Source organism: Streptomyces nojiriensis (assembly GCF_017639205.1).
Lineage (GTDB): Bacteria > Actinomycetota > Actinomycetes > Streptomycetales > Streptomycetaceae > Streptomyces > Streptomyces nojiriensis.
This window is the reverse complement of sequence record NZ_CP071139.1, coordinates 3,825,784-3,847,500: the sequence shown is the minus strand read 5'-3', so window position 1 is coordinate 3,847,500 and position 21,717 is coordinate 3,825,784. Positions and strand designations below refer to the sequence as shown.

Annotated in this window: 16 protein-coding genes and 2 rRNA genes (1 of these 18 only partly in view); 11 read left to right on the top strand and 7 right to left on the bottom strand. The window is 69.9% G+C overall.

Annotation, left to right across the window (positions count from 1 at the left end; genetic code table 11):
* The 4 genes from JYK04_RS17875 to JYK04_RS17860 all read left to right on the top strand — a co-directional run.
* Nucleotides 1-2,582 (top strand): 23S ribosomal RNA (locus tag JYK04_RS17875) (it extends 541 nt beyond the left edge of the window).
* A gap of 78 nt (nt 2,583-2,660) precedes the next feature.
* A 5S ribosomal RNA gene (gene rrf, locus JYK04_RS17870) occupies nt 2,661-2,777 on the top strand.
* 101 nt (nt 2,778-2,878) lie between these two features.
* Nucleotides 2,879-3,142 (top strand): hypothetical protein, encoded by a 264-nt coding sequence (locus JYK04_RS17865; protein WP_189747373.1) that lies wholly within the window; start codon nt 2,879-2,881, stop codon nt 3,140-3,142.
* Nucleotides 3,139-3,525 carry a PIN domain-containing protein gene (locus tag JYK04_RS17860; RefSeq protein ID WP_189747371.1) on the top strand — a complete coding sequence of 129 codons (387 nt, stop codon included), beginning with the start codon at nt 3,139-3,141 and terminating at the stop codon, nt 3,523-3,525. The genes JYK04_RS17865 and JYK04_RS17860 overlap by 4 nt, the downstream gene beginning before the upstream one ends.
* Before the next feature lie 11 nt (nt 3,526-3,536).
* Here the strand turns inward: JYK04_RS17860 and JYK04_RS17855 are convergent, their stop codons facing one another.
* The 5 genes from JYK04_RS17855 to JYK04_RS17835 are packed head-to-tail and all read right to left on the bottom strand — an operon-like array spanning nt 3,537 to nt 9,075.
* Nucleotides 3,537-4,847 carry a DUF58 domain-containing protein gene (locus tag JYK04_RS17855; RefSeq protein WP_189747369.1) on the bottom strand — a complete coding sequence of 437 codons (1,311 nt, stop codon included), beginning with the start codon at nt 4,845-4,847 and terminating at the stop codon, nt 3,537-3,539.
* Nucleotides 4,847-5,833, bottom strand: coding sequence for an AAA family ATPase (locus JYK04_RS17850; RefSeq protein WP_189747367.1), 987 nt, complete (start codon nt 5,831-5,833; stop codon nt 4,847-4,849). The genes JYK04_RS17855 and JYK04_RS17850 overlap by 1 nt, the downstream gene beginning before the upstream one ends.
* Nucleotides 5,830-7,140, bottom strand: a complete 1,311-nt coding sequence (locus tag JYK04_RS17845; protein WP_189747366.1) for a DUF4350 domain-containing protein — start codon at nt 7,138-7,140, stop codon at nt 5,830-5,832. Before JYK04_RS17845 ends, JYK04_RS17850 begins: the two co-directional genes overlap by 4 nt.
* Entirely contained in the window at nt 7,137-7,817 is a 681-nt protein-coding gene (locus JYK04_RS17840; protein ID WP_189747364.1) for a DUF4129 domain-containing protein, read from the bottom strand. Before JYK04_RS17840 ends, JYK04_RS17845 begins: the two co-directional genes overlap by 4 nt.
* A gap of 7 nt (nt 7,818-7,824) precedes the next feature.
* Nucleotides 7,825-9,075, bottom strand: coding sequence for a glycerophosphoryl diester phosphodiesterase membrane domain-containing protein (locus JYK04_RS17835; RefSeq protein WP_189747362.1), 1,251 nt, complete (start codon nt 9,073-9,075; stop codon nt 7,825-7,827).
* A 313-nt stretch (nt 9,076-9,388) separates the two neighbouring features.
* Here JYK04_RS17835 and mtrA point away from each other — a divergent pair, with 313 nt between their 5' ends.
* The 6 genes from mtrA to JYK04_RS17805 all read left to right on the top strand — a co-directional run bounded on the left by mtrA (nt 9,389) and on the right by JYK04_RS17805 (nt 16,718).
* On the top strand, nt 9,389-10,078 hold the full coding sequence (mtrA, locus tag JYK04_RS17830; RefSeq protein WP_189747360.1) for a two-component system response regulator MtrA: 690 nt from the start codon (nt 9,389-9,391) through the stop codon (nt 10,076-10,078).
* A gap of 1 nt (nt 10,079) precedes the next feature.
* Nucleotides 10,080-12,044, top strand: a complete 1,965-nt coding sequence (gene mtrB, locus JYK04_RS17825; RefSeq protein WP_373297536.1) for an MtrAB system histidine kinase MtrB — start codon at nt 10,080-10,082, stop codon at nt 12,042-12,044.
* Complete coding sequence (locus JYK04_RS17820) at nt 12,034-13,917, top strand: LpqB family beta-propeller domain-containing protein (RefSeq protein ID WP_189747354.1); 1,884 nt, start codon at nt 12,034-12,036, stop codon at nt 13,915-13,917. The genes mtrB and JYK04_RS17820 overlap by 11 nt, the downstream gene beginning before the upstream one ends.
* 63 nt (nt 13,918-13,980) lie before the next feature.
* Entirely contained in the window at nt 13,981-14,736 is a 756-nt protein-coding gene (locus JYK04_RS17815; RefSeq protein WP_189747352.1) for a ComF family protein, read from the top strand.
* A 326-nt stretch (nt 14,737-15,062) separates the two neighbouring features.
* A complete protein-coding gene (hpf, locus tag JYK04_RS17810; RefSeq protein WP_030010104.1) occupies nt 15,063-15,758 on the top strand; it encodes a ribosome hibernation-promoting factor, HPF/YfiA family in 696 nt (231 codons plus the stop codon).
* A gap of 216 nt (nt 15,759-15,974) precedes the next feature.
* Complete coding sequence (locus JYK04_RS17805; protein WP_189747350.1) at nt 15,975-16,718, top strand: response regulator; 744 nt, start codon at nt 15,975-15,977, stop codon at nt 16,716-16,718.
* A 12-nt stretch (nt 16,719-16,730) separates the two neighbouring features.
* Here JYK04_RS17805 and JYK04_RS17800 read toward each other — a convergent pair whose 3' ends face one another.
* Together JYK04_RS17800 and JYK04_RS17795 are read right to left on the bottom strand one after the other, a co-directional pair.
* A complete protein-coding gene (locus JYK04_RS17800; RefSeq protein ID WP_189747348.1) occupies nt 16,731-17,903 on the bottom strand; it encodes a winged helix-turn-helix domain-containing protein in 1,173 nt (390 codons plus the stop codon).
* A gap of 58 nt (nt 17,904-17,961) precedes the next feature.
* On the bottom strand, nt 17,962-18,537 hold the full coding sequence (locus JYK04_RS17795) for a GNAT family N-acetyltransferase (RefSeq protein ID WP_189747346.1): 576 nt from the start codon (nt 18,535-18,537) through the stop codon (nt 17,962-17,964).
* A gap of 240 nt (nt 18,538-18,777) precedes the next feature.
* Here JYK04_RS17795 and secA point away from each other — a divergent pair, with 240 nt between their 5' ends.
* Entirely contained in the window at nt 18,778-21,576 is a 2,799-nt protein-coding gene (gene secA, locus JYK04_RS17790; protein ID WP_189747345.1) for a preprotein translocase subunit SecA, read from the top strand.
* Nucleotides 21,577-21,717: the final 141 nt, after the last annotated feature.

Below are 21,717 nucleotides of genomic sequence, written 5' to 3'. Positions count from 1 at the left end.
ATAGTACCGTGAGGGAATGGTGAAAAGTACCGCGGGAGCGGAGTGAAATAGTACCTGAAACCGTGTGCCTACAAGCCGTGGGAGCGTCGCTGTATGTGCTTGCACATACAGTCGTGACTGCGTGCCTTTTGAAGAATGAGCCTGCGAGTTAGCGGTGTGTAGCGAGGTTAACCCGTGTGGGGAAGCCGTAGCGAAAGCGAGTCCGAATAGGGCGATTGAGTTGCACGCTCTAGACCCGAAGCGGAGTGATCTAGCCATGGGCAGGTTGAAGCGGAGGTAAGACTTCGTGGAGGACCGAACCCACCAGGGTTGAAAACCTGGGGGATGACCTGTGGTTAGGGGTGAAAGGCCAATCAAACTCCGTGATAGCTGGTTCTCCCCGAAATGCATTTAGGTGCAGCGTCGTGTGTTTCTTGCCGGAGGTAGAGCACTGGATAGGCGATGGGCCCTACCGGGTTACTGACCTTAGCCAAACTCCGAATGCCGGTAAGTGAGAGCACGGCAGTGAGACTGTGGGGGATAAGCTCCATGGTCGAGAGGGAAACAGCCCAGAGCATCGACTAAGGCCCCTAAGCGTACGCTAAGTGGGAAAGGATGTGGAGTCGCAGAGACAACCAGGAGGTTGGCTTAGAAGCAGCCACCCTTGAAAGAGTGCGTAATAGCTCACTGGTCAAGTGATTCCGCGCCGACAATGTAGCGGGGCTCAAGCGTACCGCCGAAGTCGTGTCATTGCAGCAATAGGGCCAACGCCTGCTGTGATGGGTAGGGGAGCGTCGTGTGCCGGGTGAAGCAGCAGCGGAAGCTAGTTGTGGACGGTTCACGAGTGAGAATGCAGGCATGAGTAGCGATACACACGTGAGAAACGTGTGCGCCGATTGACTAAGGGTTCCTGGGTCAAGCTGATCTGCCCAGGGTAAGTCGGGACCTAAGGCGAGGCCGACAGGCGTAGTCGATGGACAACCGGTTGATATTCCGGTACCCGCTTTGAAACGCCCAATATCGAATCAGGCGATGCTAAGTCCGTGAAGCCGTTCCGGACCCTTCGGGGAAAGGAAAGTGGTGGAGCCGACGAACCAGACTTGTAGTAGGTAAGCGATGGGGTGACGCAGGAAGGTAGTCCAGCCCGGGCGGTGGTAGTCCCGGGGTAAGGGTGTAGGCCGAGGGGTAGGCAAATCCGTCCCTCATTAAGGCTGAGACCTGATGCCGAGCCGATTGTGGTGAAGTGGATGATCCTATGCTGTCGAGAAAAGCCTCTAGCGAGTTTCATGGCGGCCCGTACCCTAAACCGACTCAGGTGGTCAGGTAGAGAATACCGAGGCGTTCGGGTGAACTATGGTTAAGGAACTCGGCAAAATGCCCCCGTAACTTCGGGAGAAGGGGGGCCATCACTGGTGATCGGACTTGCTCCGTGAGCTGGGGGTGGCCGCAGAGACCAGCGAGAAGCGACTGTTTACTAAAAACACAGGTCCGTGCGAAGCCGTAAGGCGATGTATACGGACTGACGCCTGCCCGGTGCTGGAACGTTAAGGGGACCGGTTAGTGACCTTTCGGGGTTGCGAAGCTGAGAACTTAAGCGCCAGTAAACGGCGGTGGTAACTATAACCATCCTAAGGTAGCGAAATTCCTTGTCGGGTAAGTTCCGACCTGCACGAATGGCGTAACGACTTCTCGACTGTCTCAACCATAGGCCCGGTGAAATTGCACTACGAGTAAAGATGCTCGTTTCGCGCAGCAGGACGGAAAGACCCCGGGACCTTTACTACAGTTTGATATTGGTGTTCGGTTCGGCTTGTGTAGGATAGGTGGGAGACTTTGAAGCAGCCACGCCAGTGGTTGTGGAGTCGCCGTTGAAATACCACTCTGGTCGTGCTGGATGTCTAACCTCGGTCCGTGATCCGGATCAGGGACAGTGTCTGATGGGTAGTTTAACTGGGGCGGTTGCCTCCCAAAGGGTAACGGAGGCGCCCAAAGGTTCCCTCAGCCTGGTTGGCAATCAGGTGTTGAGTGTAAGTGCACAAGGGAGCTTGACTGTGAGACCGACGGGTCGAGCAGGGACGAAAGTCGGGACTAGTGATCCGGCGGTGGCTTGTGGAAGCGCCGTCGCTCAACGGATAAAAGGTACCCCGGGGATAACAGGCTGATCTTCCCCAAGAGTCCATATCGACGGGATGGTTTGGCACCTCGATGTCGGCTCGTCGCATCCTGGGGCTGGAGTCGGTCCCAAGGGTTGGGCTGTTCGCCCATTAAAGCGGTACGCGAGCTGGGTTTAGAACGTCGTGAGACAGTTCGGTCCCTATCCGCTGTGCGCGTAGGAATATTGAGAAGGGCTGTCCCTAGTACGAGAGGACCGGGACGGACGAACCTCTGGTGTGCCAGTTGTCCTGCCAAGGGCATGGCTGGTTGGCTACGTTCGGGAGGGATAACCGCTGAAAGCATCTAAGCGGGAAGCCTGCTTCAAGATGAGTATTCCCACCTCCTTGAGAGGGTAAGGCTCCCAGTAGACGACTGGGTTGATAGGCCAGATGTGGAAGCCCGGTAACGGGTGAAGCTGACTGGTACTAATAGGCCGAGGGCTTGTCCTCAGTTGCTCGCGTCCACTGTGTTAGTTCTGAAATAACGAACAGCTGTGTCAACACCAGCGTGTTCAAATTTCATAGTGTTTCGGTGGTCATAGCGTTAGGGAAACGCCCGGTTACATTCCGAACCCGGAAGCTAAGCCTTTCAGCGCCGATGGTACTGCAGGGGGGACCCTGTGGGAGAGTAGGACGCCGCCGAACAATCATTGTGGGAAAGCCCCGCACCAACCCGTTCAGGGTTCGGTGCGGGGCTTTTCTGCGTTTACCCCACGGAGATGTTTACGTGGGCGTATACTCGGAGCATGTCTGATGCCATGATCCGCGTGTCGGCCGAGGTGAGAGACCGCCTGGCCGTCATCGCTGAGTCCCGCGGGACGTCCATCCGGTCTCTGGTGCAGGAGTTTGCCGAGACGACGCTGACCGCAGAGGAGCGGCGGGATCAGGCGGAGCGGGCCCGGGCCTACATGGCCGAGCACTTCGGGGTGGACGTGACCGATGAGGAGAGTGCGGCCATGGGCCGAAAGCTCCGTGAGGCCTTCGCAGGGCAGGAGGACGCGGCCGCGTGATCCAGCACCACCTCGTCCTGGACACGCCGTCCTTGCTTGCGCTGTCCGGGAATCGGCAGGTGTCCGCGCTGATTCACCACGCCCATCTCGATGCGGACGCGCGGTTGTGGGTGCCGGTCCTGTCGGTCCTCGAGGCCGACGTGGTTCTCGCGGGGGTCGCCGAGCACATCGGTCAGCTCGACGTGATCCACATGCTCGACCTCGACTATCCGGCCGTCCTGGCCGTGGCACAGATGTGCCGCGACGGAGTGCCGACCGGTGTCGCAGCCGCCGTCCATGCCGCACGTCACCTTCCCGAGTGGGGTTCGCAGGCACTGGTTGCCACGGTCGAGCCGAAGGCCTACGAGGGGCAGGGAGTGGGCGTCTTCGATCTGAACCGCTGAGCCTTCGCTCCTCAGAGGCGGCCGGCGGCCTTCAGGGCCAGGTAGGCGTCCGCCAGGGACGGGGCCAGGGTGTCCGGGGTGGCGTCGACGACGTGGACGCCGTGGCGGGTGAGCTGGTCGGCCGTGCGGCGGCGCTGGGACTGGGTCTGGGTGCCCGCGGCGGCCTCGTAGACCGCGTCCACCGTGCCCCGCGAGATTGTCATGGCCGCGACATGAGGATCGGCGACCGAAGCCAGCAGGACCGTGTGGCGCTGCGTGAGACGGGGGAGCACCGGGAGCAGGCCCTCTTCGATCGGGGCCGCGTCCAGGCTCGTCAGGAGGACCACCAGGGACCGGCGCGGGGCGTTGCGGAGGATGGTGGAGACCAGGGTCCTGGCGTCGGTCTCGACGAGCTCCGGTTCCAGGGTGGCCATCGCGTTGACGAACGACGGGAGGGTGTCGGCCGCCGAGCGGCCCTGGACCTGGGCGCGGGGACGGCGGTCGTGGGCCAGGAGGTCCACGCGGTCGCCGGCGCGGGTGGCCAGTGCGGCGAGGAGCAGGGCCGCGTCCATCGCGGAGTCCAGGCGGGGGGCGTCGCCGACGCGGCCCGCCGAAGTGCGGCCGGTGTCCAGGCAGATGAGGATGTGCCGGTCGCGTTCGGGGCGCCAGGTGCGGACGGCCACCTTGTTCTGGCGGGCCGTGGCGCGCCAGTCGATGGAGCGGGTGTCGTCGCCGGGGACGTAGTCGCGGAGGCTGTCGAACTCGGTGCCCTCGCCGCGGGTCAGGACGCTCGTACGGCCGTCCAGTTCGCGCAGGCGGGCCAGCCGGGACGGGAGGTGCTTGCGGCTGGTGAAGGGCGGCAGGACCCGGACGGTCCAGGGGGACACCTGGGAGCCCTGGCGGGCCCACAGACCCAGGGGGCCGTAGGAGCGGATCGTGACGCGGTCGGCCCGGCGGTCGCCGCGGCGGGTGGGCTGCAGCCGGGTGGTCAGGCGGCGGCGTTCGCCCGCGGGGACGACCACCTCGTGCCGGGACGCGGCGGCCTCCGTGCCGGGGAGCCAGCTGCTCGGGGGCCAGGCGTCGCGGACGCGGGCCCGGAGCTTGCGGCTGCTCGGGTTGGTGACGGTGAGGTGGACCTCCGCCGGTTCGCCGAGGCGGACCGAGGTGTCTCCGGAGCGGGCCAGCACGAGATCGCGTACGGGCGCCGCCAGGGCGCAGTCGAGCGCGCAGGCCAGGGCGATCGGGCCGTTGACCGCGAGCATGCCGGTCCAGCTCGGTTCGAGGAGGCCGACCGGGATGCTGCCGAGGGCCGCCAGCAGGGCGGCGCGTCCGGTGAGGGCCATCAGCGCGGGACGGGGACGTGGGAGAGGATCGCCGTGATGACGGCGTCGGCCGTGACTCCCTCCATCTCCGCTTCCGGGCGCAGCTGGACGCGGTGGCGCAGGGTCGGCAGGGCGAGGGCCTTGACGTCGTCGGGGGTGACGTAGTCGCGTCCGGTGAGCCAGGCCCAGGCGCGGGCGGTGGCCAGCAGGGCGGTCGCGCCGCGGGGGGAGACGCCGAGGGTGAGGGACGGCGATTCGCGGGTGGCGCGGCAGACGTCGACGACGTAGCCGGCGATCTCGGGGGAGACGGAGACCTTGGCGACGGCCTGGCGGGCGGCTTCGAGCTGGGCCGGGCCGGCGACCGGGCGGATGCCGGCGGCGTGCAGGTCGCGGGGGTTGAATCCGGCGGCGTGGCGGGTCAGGACCCCGATCTCGTCCTCGCGGGAGGGGAGGGGGACGGTGAGCTTGAGGAGGAAGCGGTCGAGCTGGGCTTCCGGGAGGGGGTACGTGCCCTCGTACTCGACCGGGTTCATGGTGGCGGCGACGAGGAAGGGGTCGGGCAGCTTCCGCGGGGTGCCGTCGACGGTGACCTGGCGCTCCTCCATCGCTTCGAGGAGCGAGGACTGGGTCTTGGGCGGGGTCCGGTTGATCTCGTCCGCGAGGAGGAGGTTGGTGAAGACCGGGCCGTCCTGGAAGGAGAACTCGGCGGTGCGGGCGTCGTAGACGAGCGAGCCGGTGACGTCGCTCGGCATCAGGTCGGGGGTGAACTGGACGCGCTTGGTGTCGAGTTCGAGGGAGGCGGCCAGGGCCCGTACGAGGAGGGTCTTGGCGACGCCGGGGACGCCTTCGAGGAGGACGTGGCCGCGGCACAGGAGCGCGACGACGAGTCCGGTGACGGCGGAGTCCTGACCGACCACGGCCTTGCCGATCTCGGTGCGGAGCGCTTCGAGGGAAGCGCGGGCGCTGTCCGCGGTCACTGCCGTGGACTCGGTGGCCGGGTACGTCATGACGTACGGACCTCTCTTTCGAGGGCGTCGAGGTGGTCGGCGAGCGCGACGAGTGCCGCGTCGTCAGAAGGGGTGGTGCCGAAGAGGAGGGCGGTCACGTCCCGGGGCTCGCCGGTCAGGCGGGCGGAGACGGCCGGGACCAGTGCCGCGGGGTCGTGGGCCTGGGTGTGCGGAACGCCGAGCAGTGCGGCGAGGCGTTCGCGGGTGGCGGCGCGCAGCACGGTGGCGGCGCGGTCGCGGGCGTCGGCCTTGCGGTAGAGGCGGGCGCGGCCTTCGGTGGCCTCGGAGGCGCGGATGGCGACGGGGAGCTTCTCGGTGACGAGGGGGCCCAGGCGCCGGGCGCGCCAGAGGGCGGCGAGGGCGGCGGCGACGAAGAGCTGGAGCAGGGCCCAGGACCAGCCGGCCGGGATGAGGTCGAGGAGGCCCTTGTCCTCGTCGGAGGGCGCGGTGTCGGGGTCCGAGTCCGCGAGGGACGGCAGGTACCAGACGAGGTCGGGGCGGGAGCCGAGGAGTTGGAGGGCGAGGGAGGCGTTGCCTTCGTCGGCGAGGGACTCGTTGAGGAGGATCGTCTCGGAGCCGAGGAGGACGGTGTCGCCGCCGGTGGGGCCGGTGGGGAGGACGAGGAGGGTGGGGTGGCCGCCGCTGGGGTAGCAGGCGGTGGCCCGGGGGAGGGCGGTGGTGTAGCTGAGGCCGCCGCCGGTGTCGGCGCGGCCGGCCGAGGTGGCGGCGGGCAGGGTGCAGTCGGGGTCGGGGCGGTCCGTGGCGGCGTCGCCGGCGGTGTGCACGCCGGGGGAGAGGTCGCGGAGGCTGTGACTGCTGGGGGCGAGGAGGACGGTGCGGCCGCCGGAGAGGTCGATGGCCGAGCGGATGATGCCGCGCTGGGTGGCGCCGAGCCGGTCGGGGTCGGTGACCAGGAGGGTGGTGCGGGGGCCGGCGGCGTCGGCTGCCTCGCGGGCGGTGGTGACGACGCGGGTGGTGACGCCGCGTTCCTTCAGGAGCTCGGCGACGGCGTGGCTGCCGAAGGGGTCGGTGGTGCGGGGGTCGAGGGAGCCGTGGCGGGTGCCGGAGTTGAGGGCGGCCATGGCGATGGCGCCGGCGGCGAGGACGGCGACGGCGGTGAGGGCGCGGCGGAGCCGGCGCAGGTTGCGGGTGCGTGAGCCGGCGGCGGGTGCGGCGGGTGCGGCGGGTGCGGGGGCGTTGCCGGGGGTGCTGCCCCCGGGCTCCCGCGCCCCGGACGCGGACGGGGCCGAGGTGGCCGTCGGGGCCGAAGTGGCCGTCGGCGGGGCCGGGTCGGTCGGGCCGGTCATGCGGTGGGTCCCGTCAGCAGCGGCTTTGCGCGTTCCAGGGTGAGGTCGAGGGCGCGCAGGCGGGCGTACGTGTCGGCGTCGGCGGTGCGGCCGCCGTAGGTGACGTCGTCGAAGGTACGGGCGGCGGCGCGGAGGTCCGCGGCGTGGTCGGGGAGGGAGACCGCGGCTTCGGCGGCGGCCTCGTCGGCGGTGCGTCCCGGGCGCGGGTCGAGCAGGGTGCGCTCCTCCAGGGAGCGGACGACGGCGCGCATGCGTTCCTGGACGGCTTCGGTCCAGCGGCCGGCGGCGGCGTGGGCGTCGGCGGCGGTGCGGTGGTCGGCGGCGCTGCGGGTGCCGTCGGCGAAGAGGACGCCGGTGCCGGTGGTGATCCGGCCGGGGGTGCCCAGGCGCCACCAGAGGGCGCCGACGGCGAGGATCACGAGGAGGAGGATCACGAGCAGGCCGAAGCCGCCTCCGGGGGTCGCCCCGGAGGCGGCGCCGAGCATGTCGTCGAGCCAGTCGAAGAACTTGCGCAGGGCGCGGTCGAACAGGCTGGGGTCGTTCTCGTGGTACATCGGCTTGGACAGTTCGCGCTCGGCCGCTTCCCTGGCGGGTTCGCGCGGTGTCGTCACCGGTGGTGTCTCGGCGCTCGGCAGGAGCGCCGTGGCGCGGGTGATGAGGCCCCCCGTACTCATCATCTGTGCGTCAGCCTCCGGTCGTGCCGTAGTTCTCGAGGCCGGCGGCCCGGGCGAGCTCCAGGTCGAGTCCCTCGCGGCGGATGCGCTGGTCGACGTAGAGGAGCACGGTGACGCCGGACTGGAACGGCATGACGATGGTCTGCGCGATGATCAGGCCGATCGCGGGGGCGATCAGTACGCCCCAGTTGTTCATGCCGCTGCCGTCCTCGATGGAGTCGAGGCCACCGCTGAAGACGATGAGGCTGATGATCTGGAACGGGGCGACGATCATCGCCGAGATGAAGAAGGCGATGACGGTGGTGAGCACCGTGATGCCGAAGATGCGCCACCAGGTGTCCTTGACGAGCTTCGAGGAGCGCGCGAAGGCCTTGAGGACGGTGCTCTTCTCCAGCATCAGGGCGGGCGAGGCCAGGGTGAACTTGATGCCCAGCCAGACCAGGAGCGGCAGCCAGAGGACGAAGCCGAGGATGGCGAGGCCGATGGTGTCGGTGAGGACGCCCGGCAGGATCAGTACGGCGCCCAGCAGGACGGCGCCGAGGGCCATCAGCAGGGTGAGCCCTATCAGGCGCAGCAGCTGGGGGCGGGCCTCGCGCCAGGCGTCGGAGACCGAGGAGTGCTGGCCGAGCACGGCGCGGCTGAAGACCATCGTGAGCATCGCGGTGACGACGATCGTCCCGAGGGCCTGGATGAACTGGATCACCGCGGACGCGCCGATGGTGCTGCCGAGCGAGTCGATGATCTCCTCGGGGCCGGCGTCCGGGGTCGCGGCGAAGGCGAGGTCGTCCAGCATGAACTTCTGGACGATCACGCTGATCACCTGGACGACGGTGGCCACGACGAGGGTGATGGGCAGTACCGCGCGCCAGTGGGTGCGCATGGTGGCGACCGCGCCGTCGAGGATCTCGCCGAGTCCCAGGGGCCGCAGGGGGATCACACCGGGCTTGGCGGCGGGGGGCTGGCCCCACTGGCCGGGGCCGCCCGGGTAGCCGTGCTGGGGGCCGTACTGGCCCGCCTGAGGGGTGCCGGGCTGCTGTCCCCAGCCCGTGGTGGGCTGCGGCTGCGCCTGGGGGGCCGCGGGCGTGGTGCCCGGGCTCGACCACTGACCGGGCGGCGGCTGCTCGGCGGACCACTTCGGATCGCCGGCGGGCGGTGCGGGCTGCGCGGACGGTGCGGGCTGCTGCGCGCCGCCGTCGGTGCCCGGCCGCTCGCCGTCGGACGGAGAGGATCCGGGCGTAGCCCAGCCCGGAGAGTCGTTCATCGTCACTCCTTCATGTGCGCCTGCCGCGGCGGGGCGCTGGTCGCTGCCATCGTGCCACGTGGGGGGCCCGAACGGAGTAGGGGGTGGGCGGCGGATCGGGTGCGGTGGCCGGGCGGGGAGGGTCGTTCCGGGGTGATCCCGACCGGTCGGACGGTTCCGGGCGGTACCGAGGGTTGTTCGCACCCCGTACCTTCAATAGTCGACCCGATCGGGGGCAGACTGGTGGAGCTGATCTCCACACAGGCCCGAGGGTCGATTTCCAGCCCTTTTGGCTGTGGGACAGCTCACCGCCGGGCAACGATTAGCTAATGGGATGATGTCAACCATGAAGGGACGCGTCCTTGTCGTCGACGACGACACCGCGCTGGCCGAGATGCTCGGCATTGTGCTGCGTGGAGAAGGTTTTGAGCCGTCGTTCGTAGCGGACGGTGACAAGGCACTTGCTGCCTTCCGGGAGGCGAAGCCGGACCTGGTGCTGCTGGACCTCATGCTGCCCGGGAGGGACGGCATAGAGGTCTGCCGCCTGATCCGGGCCGAGTCAGGCGTGCCCATTGTCATGCTCACCGCCAAGAGCGACACGGTCGACGTCGTCGTGGGTCTGGAGTCCGGGGCCGACGACTACATCGTGAAGCCGTTCAAGCCGAAGGAGCTGGTGGCCCGTATCCGGGCCCGTCTGCGCCGTTCGGAGGAGCCCGCGCCCGAGCAGCTGGCCATCGGTGACCTGGTCATCGACGTGGCCGGGCACTCGGTCAAGCGGGACGGTGCCTCGATCGCGCTGACCCCGCTCGAGTTCGACCTGCTGGTCGCCCTCGCGCGCAAGCCCTGGCAGGTCTTCACCCGCGAGGTGCTGCTGGAACAGGTCTGGGGCTACCGGCACGCGGCGGACACCCGCCTGGTCAACGTGCACGTGCAGCGTCTGCGCTCCAAGGTCGAGAAGGACCCGGAGCGTCCCGAGATCGTCGTGACGGTGCGTGGTGTCGGCTACAAGGCCGGACCCAGCTGACGTGCAGTCCGGTACGTCCGGTGCGTCCGGCAGGGTCCCGGGCGGCTACCACCCGTGGCGGCTGCGCTTCGGCCGGCTGTTCCGGGACCGCGCGTCGAGCAGCCGGGTCCTGCGGCTGTTCCTGCGCCTGGCGCGCCGGCCGCTGCTTCCGGCCGTCCGGCTGTGGCGGCGCAACATCCAGCTCCGGGTGGTCGCCGCAACCCTGCTGATCTCGCTCGCCGTGGTCCTCGCCCTGGGCTTCGTCGTCATCGCCCAGGTCAGCAGGGGTCTCCTGGAGGCCAAGGAGGAGGCGGCGCAGAGCCAGGCCGCGGGCGGGTTCGCGGTGGCGCAGGAGAAGGCCAACGCCCCGGCCGCCGTGGACGGGCCCGACGCCACCGACAACAAGGTCGGCCGGGACGCCAGTACCTGGATGAACTCCCTGGTCAAGCAGTTGGCCAGTGGCGGCCAGACCGCGTTCGAGGTCGTCGCGCTGGGCGCGGGCACGGGCGATGAGGCGCTGCCCGGAACGCAGGGCGTCAAGGGCGCCCGGGCCTCCGGCAACGTGGATCCGACCGCCAGCGTCCCGCTGCCGCTGCGCCGGGCCGTCAACCATGCCACCGGTGCCTTCAAGACCTTCTCCGAGATCCGGTACACCAGCGGGGACGGTGCCAAGGAGCCCGAGCCGGCGCTGGTCATCGGCAAGCGGCTCTCGGACATCAACGGCGACCCGTACGACCTGTACTACCTCTTCCCGCTCACGCAGGAGGAGGAGTCCCTCAATCTGATCAAGGTCACCATCGTGACCGCGGGCCTGTTCGTCGTCGTCCTGCTCTGCGGCATCGCCTGGCTCGTCGTGCGCCAGGTGGTGACGCCGGTGCGGATGGCCGCCGGGATCGCCGAGCGGCTCTCGGCCGGGCGGCTCCAGGAGCGGATGAAGGTCACCGGTGAGGACGACATCGCGCGCCTGGGCGAGGCCTTCAACAAGATGGCGCAGAACCTCCAGAACAAGATCCAGCAGCTGGAGGAGCTGTCCCGGATGCAGCGCCGGTTCGTCTCGGACGTTTCGCACGAGCTGCGCACCCCGCTGACGACGGTACGGATGGCCGCCGACGTCATCCACGACGCCCGGGTCGACTTCGACCCGATCACCGCGCGCTCCGCCGAGCTGCTCGCCGGGCAGCTCGACCGGTTCGAGTCGCTCCTCGCCGACCTGCTGGAGATCAGCCGCTTCGACGCCGGGGCCGCGGCCCTGGAGGCCGAGCCCATCGACCTGCGGGACGTCGTGCGCCGGGTCATCGACGGCGCCGAGCCGCTGGCCGAGCACAAGGGCACCCGGATCCGGGTGCTGGGCGACACCCAGCCGGTCATCGCCGAGGCGGACGCCCGGCGGGTGGAGCGGGTGCTGCGCAATCTGGTCGTCAACGCCGTGGAGCACGGCGAGGGCCGTGACGTGGTGGTCCGGCTGGCGTCCGCGGGCGGGGCCGTCGCCGTCGCCGTACGGGACTACGGGGTCGGGCTGAAGCCCGGCGAGGCCACCCGCGTCTTCAACCGCTTCTGGCGGGCCGACCCGGCGCGGGCGCGCACGACCGGCGGGACCGGCCTCGGCCTGTCGATCGCGGTCGAGGACGCCCGGCTGCACGGGGGCTGGCTGCAGGCCTGGGGCGAGCCGGGCGGCGGTTCGCAGTTCCGGCTGACCCTGCCGCGCACGGCCGACGAGCCGCTGCGGGGCTCGCCCATCCCGCTGGAGCCCGAGGACTCCCGGGCCAACCGCGCCAACCGGGCCAGGGCCGCGGCCGAGGCCGCGGGCGGCGCGGCGGAGCGTACGCCGGCCGACGCGGGCGACCGCTCGCCGATACCCCCGCGCTCGCCCGTCGCCGGAGCGATGCCGGTGCCCGCCGACCCGACGGCCTTGCCGGGGAACGGGGCCCGGGTCGTGGCCCGCCCGGCCGAGCAGGCACAACAGGAGGACCGAGCCGATGGACGCTGAGCCCTTGGACGCGCGGGCGGGGCGTGCGCGGGTGCGGCGCCGTCGGCTGCGCACCGTACGGGCGTACGCCTTCGGTGCGGCCGGGCTGCTGCTCGCGGGCTGCGCCTCCATGCCGGACCGCGGCGACATCCGGCCGGTGCAGGCCTCGCAGGGCGTGGATTCGCAGGTCCGGGTGTTCGGCGTACCGCCCGCGGACAAGGCCAGCCCGGCGGAGATCGTCGACGGCTTCCTGGAGGCGATGACCAGCGACGACCCGCAGCTGGAGACGGCCCGCAAGTACCTCACCGAGGCGGCCGCGAAGAGCTGGAAGCCCGGCTCGGCCGTCACCGTGCTCTCCTCCGGGCTCAACCGGGTTCCGAACCGCGGCGAGAAGGACCCCGAGGGGCCCCGCTGGAAGGTGACCGGCAAGAAGCTCGCGACCGTCGACGAGCACAGCGCGTACCAGCCGCAGACCGGGGCCAGGGAGTACGAGGAGTTCCTCCAGCTCGTCCAGAACGAGGACAAGCAGTGGCGGATCTCGACCCCGCCGAGCGGTCTCGTGCTCAGCGAGTCGGACTTCCAGCGCATCTACATGCCGGTCAACAAGTACTACTTCGCGGGCGGCACGCTCGTCGCCGACCCCGTGTACGTGCGTCAGCGCACCGACCCGGACTCGCGGATGGACCCGACCACGCAGACCGTGCAGTCGCTGCTGGCGGGGCCGTCGCGGTGGCTCGCCCCGGTCGTGGAGTCCAGCTTCCCGACCGGTACGGAACTGAGCCCGGGCACCAAGTCCCTTTCGTACGACGGGCAGAACACGCTGCGCGTGCCGCTCAACGAGAAGGCCGAGAACGTCGCGCAGCCGCAGTGCAAGAAGATGGCCACCCAACTCCTGTACACCGTCAAGGATCTGACGGGCTCCCGGCTCGACCAGGTCGAACTGGTGCGGGCGGGCGGCAAGTCGACCTCGCTGTGTTCGGTGAGCGAGGTGAGCGCGGCCGCCATCGCGGGCCGGCCCAAGATCCCCGAGTTCCAGTACTTCGTCGACAGCGAGAAGCGGCTGGTCCGGATGAAGCTGGACACGAGCAGCGAGGACCAGCAGGCCCGGCCGGAACCGGTGCCGGGGCCGCTGGCCACCCCGCCCGGGTTCAAGGTCAGATCGGCGGCGGTCTCGCACGACGAGCGGCGCGCGGCCGTGGTCTCCGAGGACGAGCACGCGCTGTACGTCGTGCCGCTGGTCGGGGGCGGGACGATGCCGCAGCCGATGCCGGTCGGCAAGGGCGGCAAGGCCCCGGTCCTGACCGCGCCGAGCTGGGACGCCTCGGGTGATCTGTGGGTCGCGGACCGGGATCCGCAGTCCCCGGGGCTGTGGCGGGTGCCCGGTGGTGCCGGAACGCCCGAGAAGGTGCAGGTGGCGGGGCTCGACGGCCGGCGGATCGCCTCGCTGAAGGCATCGGCCGACGGTGTGCGGATCGCGTTGCTGGTGGATCAGCCCGACGGCAGCAAGGTCCTGTACGTCGGGCGGATCGAGCGGCCCGACGGCAAGGGCGACTCCTCGGCGGTGTCGGTGCGCGAGCTGCGTCCGGCGGCCCCGCAGATGGTCGATGTGACGGCGATGAGCTGGGCGCCGCGCGGGCGGCTGCTCGTGGTGGGCCGGGAGAACGGCGGCGTGCAGCAGGCCCGCTACATGCTGGCCGACGGTTCGATGGTCGCGGCGAGCCTGCCCGGGGCCACCGGGCTGTCGGAGGTGGCGGTCGCGGCCACGGAGGACGAGGCGAAGCCGAAGCCGGTGGTCGCGTACTCGGAGGACGGGATCGTGTGGCTGCCGCCGGGTGCCCAGTGGCGCACGGTGGCGGCGGGGGCGGGCGGCCGGGCTCCGGTGTACCCGGGCTGACCTGCCCTCGCCGGGTCGTCCACAGGGGTCGCGCCCGGCGGCCCCGCCCGTCAGTGTGGAGTCATGCGGGGTTGGTGGCAGGAGCTCGCCGGGCTGGTCCTGCCGGTCGACTGCGCCGGCTGCGGGGCGGTCCGGGTGCTGGTGTGCGCCGAGTGCCGGGATGCGCTGAGCGGGGCCGGGGAGGGGCCGGTGCGGCCGTCTCCGCCGCCCGCGGGCCTGCCGGTGGTGCGGGCCGCCGCCGTCTACGAGGGGGCCGTACGGAGCCTCCTGCTGGCGCACAAGGAGCGCGGGGCGCTGCCGCTGGCCGGGGTGCTCGGCGCCGCGCTGGCGGCGGCCGTCCTGGCGGGCGGTCGCGGCGGTGCGGGTGCTGCGGGTGCTGCGGGGGACGTGGCGCTGGTCCCGGTCCCGTCGGCGCGGCGGCAGGTCCGGGCGCGCGGGCACGATCCGGCGCGCAGGATCGCGCTGGCGGCCGCGGGGCGGCTGCGGAGAGCCGGTGTTCCCGCGCGCGTGGCGCCCGTACTGGGGCTGCGGCGGGCGGTGGCGGACCAGGCGGGGCTGGGGGCCCGGCAGCGCCGGGAGAACGTCGCGGGGGCGCTGGCGGTGCGCCGGGACGGGCGGCGGCTCACGGCCGGGGCGGCCCGGATCGTGCTCGTGGACGACCTGATCACCACCGGGGCGACGCTGGCGGAGGCGGCCCGGGCGGTGCGCGCCGCGGGGCTGGTGGCGGCGGCGGCGGGCCCGGGGGCGGTGCTGCGGGCGGCGGTGGTGGCCGCGCCGGCGGACTCCTTCAGGCGGATCGAACGGGCGCCACGCCTTTGAGCAACTCGGACAGAACAAAAATCTTGTGAATAGATTTGGAACTGGCGGGGAAGGCCCATCGTTGCAGGTAGTAAGAGGGAACAGTCACCTGACTGGAAGTACATTCCGGTAGCGGGTGCCGACAACCGCCATAGAGGGATATGTTCGGTTGTAAGGAACTCAGGAGACTGTCTCTCGACTCCGAAGTCGGTGGGGTGTTGATCTTGCCGATGGGGGAGGAGGAGGTGAAAGTCGCCAAGTCCGAGGCTCCGGCCTTCACCGGAGTCTGGTGCGAAAGGGAGACGCTTCGCCCCGTCGGGCGGAGCTATCCGGGAACGGAGTTCTGCGTGGACATCGTCGTCAAGGGCCGCAAGACCGAGGTGCCCGAGCGGTTCCGCAAGCACGTGGCCGAGAAGCTGAATCCGGAGCGGATCCAGAAGCTCGACGCCAAGGTGATCAGCTTGGACGTCGAGGTGTCCAAGGAGCACAACCCGCGCCAGGCCGACCGTTCCGACCGCGTGGAGATCACCCTGCGTTCGCGGGGCCCGGTGATCCGTGCCGAGGCCGCCGCCGCCGACGCGTATGCGGCGCTGGACCTGGCTCAGGACAAGCTGGAGGCCCGGCTGCGCAAGCAGCACGACAAGCGTTACACCCGCCGTGGCAACGGCCGGCTCTCGGCGGCGGAGGTCGCCGACGTGGTGCCGGGCGTCGCATCGCTGAACGGCAGCGGGCAGCCGGTGTCGGAGGAGAAGACGGACGGGGTGCCGATCACCCGGATCGGATCCCTCGAGGTGCAGGGCGAAGGCCCGCTCATCGTTCGCGAGAAGACCCACTCGGCCGCACCCATGTCGCTCGACCAGGCCCTGTACGAGATGGAACTGGTCGGCCACGACTTCTATCTGTTCGTCGACTCCGAGACGAAGCTGCCCAGTGTCGTCTACCGCCGTCATGCCTATGACTACGGCGTCATCCACGTGAACCCCGACGGTGCCTCCAGCTCGGAGGAACCGCGGGGCGGCGCCGGTGGCGCGCTCGGCGGCTGAGGCCGGGCACATCCGTACTCCGTACATCGCCCCCGCGCAGGCGTTCCGGCGCCTTCGCGGGGGCGCCTGCGTGACCGGTATGCGACGGGTATGCGCCAGGTGGCTCACTTTTGGCCCCCGGGCCGTGGTGCGGGCATGGAATCATGGCGTGCAGTCAACCGGCTGCGGTGTGTGTCCGGTTGGCCCAGCAGCTGAGCACATGCAGGGGGAGGAACGATGGCGGACAGCTTCGGGCCGGTGCGCGCGGACGGCGGCGTCGCGGGCTGCCATGGCGGCGACCCGGCGCAGGAGCCCGCCCGGGAGCCCATCAGGGTGCTCGTGGTCGACGACCACGCGCTCTTCCGGCGGGGACTGGAGATCGTCCTCGCGCAGGAGGAGGACATCCAGGTCGTCGGCGAGGCCGGGGACGGGGCGGAGGCCGTGGACAAGGCGGCCGACCTGCTTCCGGACATCGTGCTGATGGACGTGCGGATGCCCCGGCGCGGCGGGATCGAGGCGTGCACCTCGATCAAGGAGGTGGCCCCCTCCGCGAAGATCATCATGCTGACGATCAGCGACGAGGAGGCCGACCTCTACGACGCGATCAAGGCGGGCGCGACCGGGTACCTCCTGAAGGAGATCTCGACGGACGAGGTGGCCACGGCGATCCGGGCGGTGGCGGACGGCCAGTCGCAGATCAGCCCGTCGATGGCGTCGAAGCTGCTCACCGAGTTCAAGTCGATGATCCAGCGGACCGACGAGCGGCGGCTGGTGCCGGCGCCGCGGCTGACGGACCGGGAGCTGGAGGTCCTGAAACTCGTGGCCACCGGTATGAACAACCGTGATATCGCCAAGGAGTTGTTCATTTCCGAGAACACCGTGAAGAACCACGTCCGCAACATCCTGGAGAAGCTGCAGCTGCACTCCAGGATGGAGGCCGTGGTCTACGCGATGCGGGAAAAGATCCTCGAAATCCGCTAGCGCCCGGGCCGTCTAGAGCGCGGCCAGTTCCGCGGTGACGGCCGCCGCTTCCGCGGGCGAGCTCGCGCGCTCGACGCGTACGTCCTCGCAGCCGACCCATTCCGCCGCCTCCCGCAGGGCCCGCGCCATCGGGGCCGCGGCCTTCGGGGAGGTCAGCGAGAGCTGCCGGGCGACCAGCGTGCGGCCCTCGCGGGCCGGGTCGACGCGGCCCTGGAGCCGGCCGCCCGCCAGCAGCGGCATCGCGAAGTACCCGTGTATCCGCTTCGGCTTGGGCACGTACGCCTCCAGGCGGTGCGTGAAACCGAAGATCCGCTCCGTGCGGGGACGGTCCCAGACCAGGGAGTCGAAGGGCGAGAGCAGCGTCGTGCGGTGGCGGCCCCTGGGAGCCTCCGCGAGGGCCGCCGGGTCCGCCCAGGCCGGCTTGGCCCAGCCCTCCACCTCGACCGGTACCAGCCCCGAGTCCGCGACCACCGCGTCGAACTGCTCGCCCTTGAGGCGGTGGTAGTCCGCGATGTCGGCGCGGGTGCCGACGCCCAGGGACCGGCCCGCCAGGGCGACCAGCCGGCGCACGCACTCACGGTCGTCCAGGTCGTCGTGGAGCAGCGCGTCGGGAACGGCACGCTCGGGAAGGTCGTAGACCCGCTTCCAGGCGCGGCGCTCGCTGCACACCACCTCGCCGGTGTCCAGCAGCCACTCCACCGCGATCTTGGTTTCGGACCACTCGAACCACTCGCCGCCGTTCTTGGCGCCGCCCAGCTCGGTGGAGGTCAGGGGGCCGTCCGCCTTCAGCCGGTCCAGGACCGCCCGCGTCGAGTGCTGCTTGTCCTGGAGGATGTGCCAGCGGTGGCCGCGCGCCCGGTTGGCCCGGCGGCGGAACGCGAAGTGCGGCCATTCCTCGATGGGCAGGATGCAGGCGGCGTGCGACCAGTACTCGAAGGCGTGCCGGTCCGACCAGTACGCCCGCTCCACGGTGTCCCGGCCCACCGCGCCCAGCCGCGCGTACGGGATCAGCTCGTGCGAGCGGGCCAGGACCGAGATGGTGTCCAGCTGTACGGCGCCCAGGTGGCGCAGGACACCGCGGACCCCGCCGCGCCGGTCGGGTGCGCCGATGAAGCCCTGAGCGCGCAGGGCGATGCGCCGGGCCTCGTCGGCGGACAGGGACACGTGCGGCGGCGGGTTGCTCATGCGCCGCAGCCTAGGGGGCGCCACTGACAGCGGGCGCGTACGGGAGTCGACCGACGGCCTAGTCGACGGGGGCCGGCAGGTAGGGGAGTGCGGGGGTCAGGCCCAGGTCGGAGGGGAGGAGGGCGCCGACCCAGCAGTCGCGGTTCGTGCCGCGGTGGATGATGCCCGCCCGCAGGATGCCCTCGACCTGGAAGCCGGCCTTCTCGGCCACGGCGCGGGAGCCCGCGTTGCCCACCTCGGCGCGCCATTCCAGCCGTCCGATGCCCAGCTCGGTGAAGGCCCAGCGGGCGACGGCCAGGACCGCCTCGGTCATGTAGCCCCGGCCGCGGTGTTCCTTGACCGCCCAGTAGCCGATCTCGGTGCTCTCCACGGTGTGGATGTGCACGCCGACGGCCGCGACCAGGGGGCCCTCGGCCCCGAGGCGTACGGCGAAGGCGAAGGCCGTGCCGTCGCGCCAGCCGTTCGGCACGGTCTCGTTCACATAGGTGTGCGCGTGCTCGCGCTCGTAGGGGGAGGGCACCAGCGTCCAGCGCTGGACGTCCGGGTCCCGGGCCGCCGCATACAGCTCGTCCTCGTCCGACGGGACGAAGGGCCGCAATACCAATCGCTCACTGCTGAGTGTCTTGGGCTCCATGAACGGATTCTGCTGCCGTGCCGGTACCGGTGGCGAACAATTTTCGGTGATCCCTCCGGGCGATGCGGCACCTTCGGTGTCCCCCGTACGTTCTCAATACGGGCACCCGTGCCCTCGCGGGAACGGCGGACCTCCCGACGCGGCCACGTCCTCGCTTACGATGGCCGTTGCGGTGGGGCCCACCTGCCGTGCCCGTGTACGTACAGTGCCCAGGCCCGACCGGCAAGGAGACAAACCTCGGTGTCCGTCTTCAACAAGCTCATGCGTGCAGGCGAAGGCAAGATCCTGCGCAAACTGCACCGCATCGCGGACCAGGTCAACTCCATCGAAGAGGACTTCGTCAACCTCTCCGACGCCGAGTTGCGAGCGCTCACGGACGAGTACAAGCAGCGTTTCCAGGACGGCGAGAGCCTGGACGACCTGCTGCCCGAGGCCTTCGCGACCGTACGCGAGGCGGCCAAGCGCGTTCTCGGCCAGCGGCACTACGACGTCCAGATCATGGGTGGCGCGGCGCTGCACCTCGGCTACGTGGCCGAGATGAAGACCGGTGAGGGCAAGACCCTCGTCGGCACGCTGCCCGCCTACCTGAACGCGCTGTCCGGCAAGGGCGTCCACCTGATCACGGTGAACGACTACCTCGCCGAGCGTGACTCCGAGCTGATGGGCCGGGTGCACAAGTTCCTCGGCCTGGAGGTCGGCTGCATCCTGGCGAACATGTCGCCGGCCCAGCGCCGCGAGCAGTACAGCTGCGACATCACCTACGGCACGAACAACGAGTTCGGCTTCGACTACCTGCGCGACAACATGGCGTGGTCCCAGGACGAGCTCGTCCAGCGCGGCCACAACTTCGCCGTGGTCGACGAGGTCGACTCGATCCTCGTCGACGAGGCCCGTACCCCGCTGATCATCTCCGGCCCCGCCGACCAGGCCACGAAGTGGTACGGCGACTTCGCGAAGCTGGTGACCCGCCTGACCAAGGGCGAGGCCGGCCAGCCGCTGAAGGGCATCGAGGAGACCGGCGACTACGAGGTCGACGAGAAGAAGCGCACCGTCGCCATCCACGAGTCCGGTGTCGCCAAGGTCGAGGACTGGCTCGGCATCGAGAACCTCTACGAGTCGGTGAACACCCCGCTCGTCGGATACCTCAACAACGCGATCAAGGCCAAGGAACTCTTCAAGAACGACAAGGACTACGTCGTCATCGACGGCGAAGTCATGATCGTCGACGAGCACACCGGCCGTATCCTCGCCGGTCGCCGCTACAACGAGGGCATGCACCAGGCGATCGAGGCGAAGGAAGGGGTGGACATCAAGGACGAGAACCAGACCCTCGCCACGATCACCCTGCAGAACTTCTTCCGCCTCTACACGAAGCTGTCCGGCATGACCGGTACGGCCATGACCGAGGCCGCCGAGTTCCACCAGATCTACAAGCTCGGTGTCGTCCCCATCCCGACCAACCGCGACCTGGTCCGCAAGGACCAGCCGGACCTGATCTACCGGACCGAGGTCGCGAAGTTCGCCGCCGTCGTCGACGACATCGCGGAGAAGCACGAGAAGGGCCAGCCGATCCTCGTCGGTACGACGTCGGTCGAGAAGTCCGAGTACCTCTCGCAGCAGCTCTCCAAGCGCGGCATCCCGCACGAGGTGCTCAACGCCAAGCAGCACGACCGTGAGGCGACGATCGTCGCCCAGGCCGGCCGCCGGGGCGCGGTCACGGTCGCCACGAACATGGCCGGCCGCGGTACCGACATCAAGCTCGGCGGCAACCCGGACGACCTCGCCGAGGCCGAGCTGCGCCAGCGGGGCCTGGACCCGGAGGAGCACATCGAGGAGTGGGCGCACGCCCTCCCCGCGGCGCTCACCCGGGCCGAGGCCGCGGTGAAGGCGGAGTTCGAGGAGGTCAAGGAGCTCGGCGGGCTGTACGTGCTGGGCACCGAGCGCCACGAGTCGCGCCGTATCGACAACCAGCTGCGCGGCCGTTCCGGCCGTCAGGGCGACCCGGGCGAGTCCCGCTTCTACCTGTCGCTGGGCGACGACCTGATGCGCCTGTTCAAGGCGCAGATGGTCGAGCGCGTCATGGCGATGGCGAACGTGCCGGACGACGTGCCGATCGAGAACAAGATGGTGACGCGCGCGATCGCGTCGGCCCAGTCGCAGGTGGAGACCCAGAACTTCGAGACGCGCAAGAACGTCCTGAAGTACGACGAGGTCCTCAACAACCAGCGTGAGGTCATCTACGGCGAGCGCCGCCGCGTCCTGGAGGGCGAGGACCTCCAGGAGCAGGTGCGCCACATGATGGACGACACGATCGACGCGTACATCGCGGCCGAGACGGTCGAGGGCTTCGCCGAGGAGTGGGACCTGGAGCGCCTGTGGGGCGCCTTCCGTCAGCTCTACCCGGTGAAGGTCACCATCGAGGAGCTGGAGGAGGCCGCGGGCGACCGCGCGGGCATCACCGCCGAGTTCATCGCGGAGTCCGTCAAGGACGACATCCACGAGCAGTACGAGACGCGCGAGAAGTCGCTCGGCTCCGAGATCATGCGCGAGCTGGAGCGGCGCGTGGTCCTGTCGGTGCTCGACCGCAAGTGGCGTGAGCACCTGTACGAGATGGACTACCTGCAGGAGGGCATCGGCCTGCGGGCGATGGCCCAGAAGGACCCGCTGGTCGAGTACCAGCGCGAGGGCTTCGACATGTTCAACGCCATGCAGGAGGGCATCAAGGAGGAGTCCGTCGGCTACCTGTTCAACCTGGAGGTCCAGGTCGAGCAGCAGGTCGAGGAGCTTCCGGTGCAGGACGTGGCTCCGTCGCTGACGAAGGAGCCGGCGGGTGCGCGTCCGGAGATCCGGGCGAAGGGGCTGGACGCTCCGCAGCGGCCGGACCGGCTGCACTTCTCCGCCCCGACGGTGGACGGGGCGGGCGGTGTCATCGAGGGCGACTTCGAGAGCGACTCCCTCGGCGCCGAGGGTGACGGGATGACGCGGGCGGAGCGGCGCAAGGCGCAGAAGGCCGCGGGCGGGCGTCGCCGCAAGAAGTAACCCGCCGATCGCGGGTTGAGCTGGAGCTGTCGGCCGGGGCCGGACACCGTGGGTGTCCGGCCCCGGCCGCGTCGTGTGCGGGTGCGGCGCCGCTGCTGGGGCTCCGCCCCAGACCCCGCGCCTCAAACGCCGGCGGGGCTG

Coding starts and splice junctions, on each gene's coding strand:
- JYK04_RS17795 (WP_189747346.1), bottom strand. CDS start 18,537: ATGGAGCCCAAGACACTCAGCAGTGAGCGATTGGTATTGCGGCCCTTC.
- JYK04_RS17840 (WP_189747364.1), bottom strand. CDS start 7,817: ATGATGAGTACGGGGGGCCTCATCACCCGCGCCACGGCGCTCCTGCCG.
- JYK04_RS17855 (WP_189747369.1), bottom strand. CDS start 4,847: ATGGCCCTCACCGGACGCGCCGCCCTGCTGGCGGCCCTCGGCAGCATC.
- JYK04_RS17835 (WP_189747362.1), bottom strand. CDS start 9,075: ATGAACGACTCTCCGGGCTGGGCTACGCCCGGATCCTCTCCGTCCGAC.
- JYK04_RS17805 (WP_189747350.1), top strand. CDS start 15,975: ATGGCGGACAGCTTCGGGCCGGTGCGCGCGGACGGCGGCGTCGCGGGC.
- JYK04_RS17800 (WP_189747348.1), bottom strand. CDS start 17,903: ATGAGCAACCCGCCGCCGCACGTGTCCCTGTCCGCCGACGAGGCCCGG.
- mtrA (WP_189747360.1), top strand. CDS start 9,389: ATGATGTCAACCATGAAGGGACGCGTCCTTGTCGTCGACGACGACACC.
- JYK04_RS17815 (WP_189747352.1), top strand. CDS start 13,981: ATGCGGGGTTGGTGGCAGGAGCTCGCCGGGCTGGTCCTGCCGGTCGAC.
- JYK04_RS17865 (WP_189747373.1), top strand. CDS start 2,879: ATGTCTGATGCCATGATCCGCGTGTCGGCCGAGGTGAGAGACCGCCTG.
- JYK04_RS17845 (WP_189747366.1), bottom strand. CDS start 7,140: ATGACCGGCCCGACCGACCCGGCCCCGCCGACGGCCACTTCGGCCCCG.
- JYK04_RS17820 (WP_189747354.1), top strand. CDS start 12,034: ATGGACGCTGAGCCCTTGGACGCGCGGGCGGGGCGTGCGCGGGTGCGG.
- JYK04_RS17850 (WP_189747367.1), bottom strand. CDS start 5,833: ATGACGTACCCGGCCACCGAGTCCACGGCAGTGACCGCGGACAGCGCC.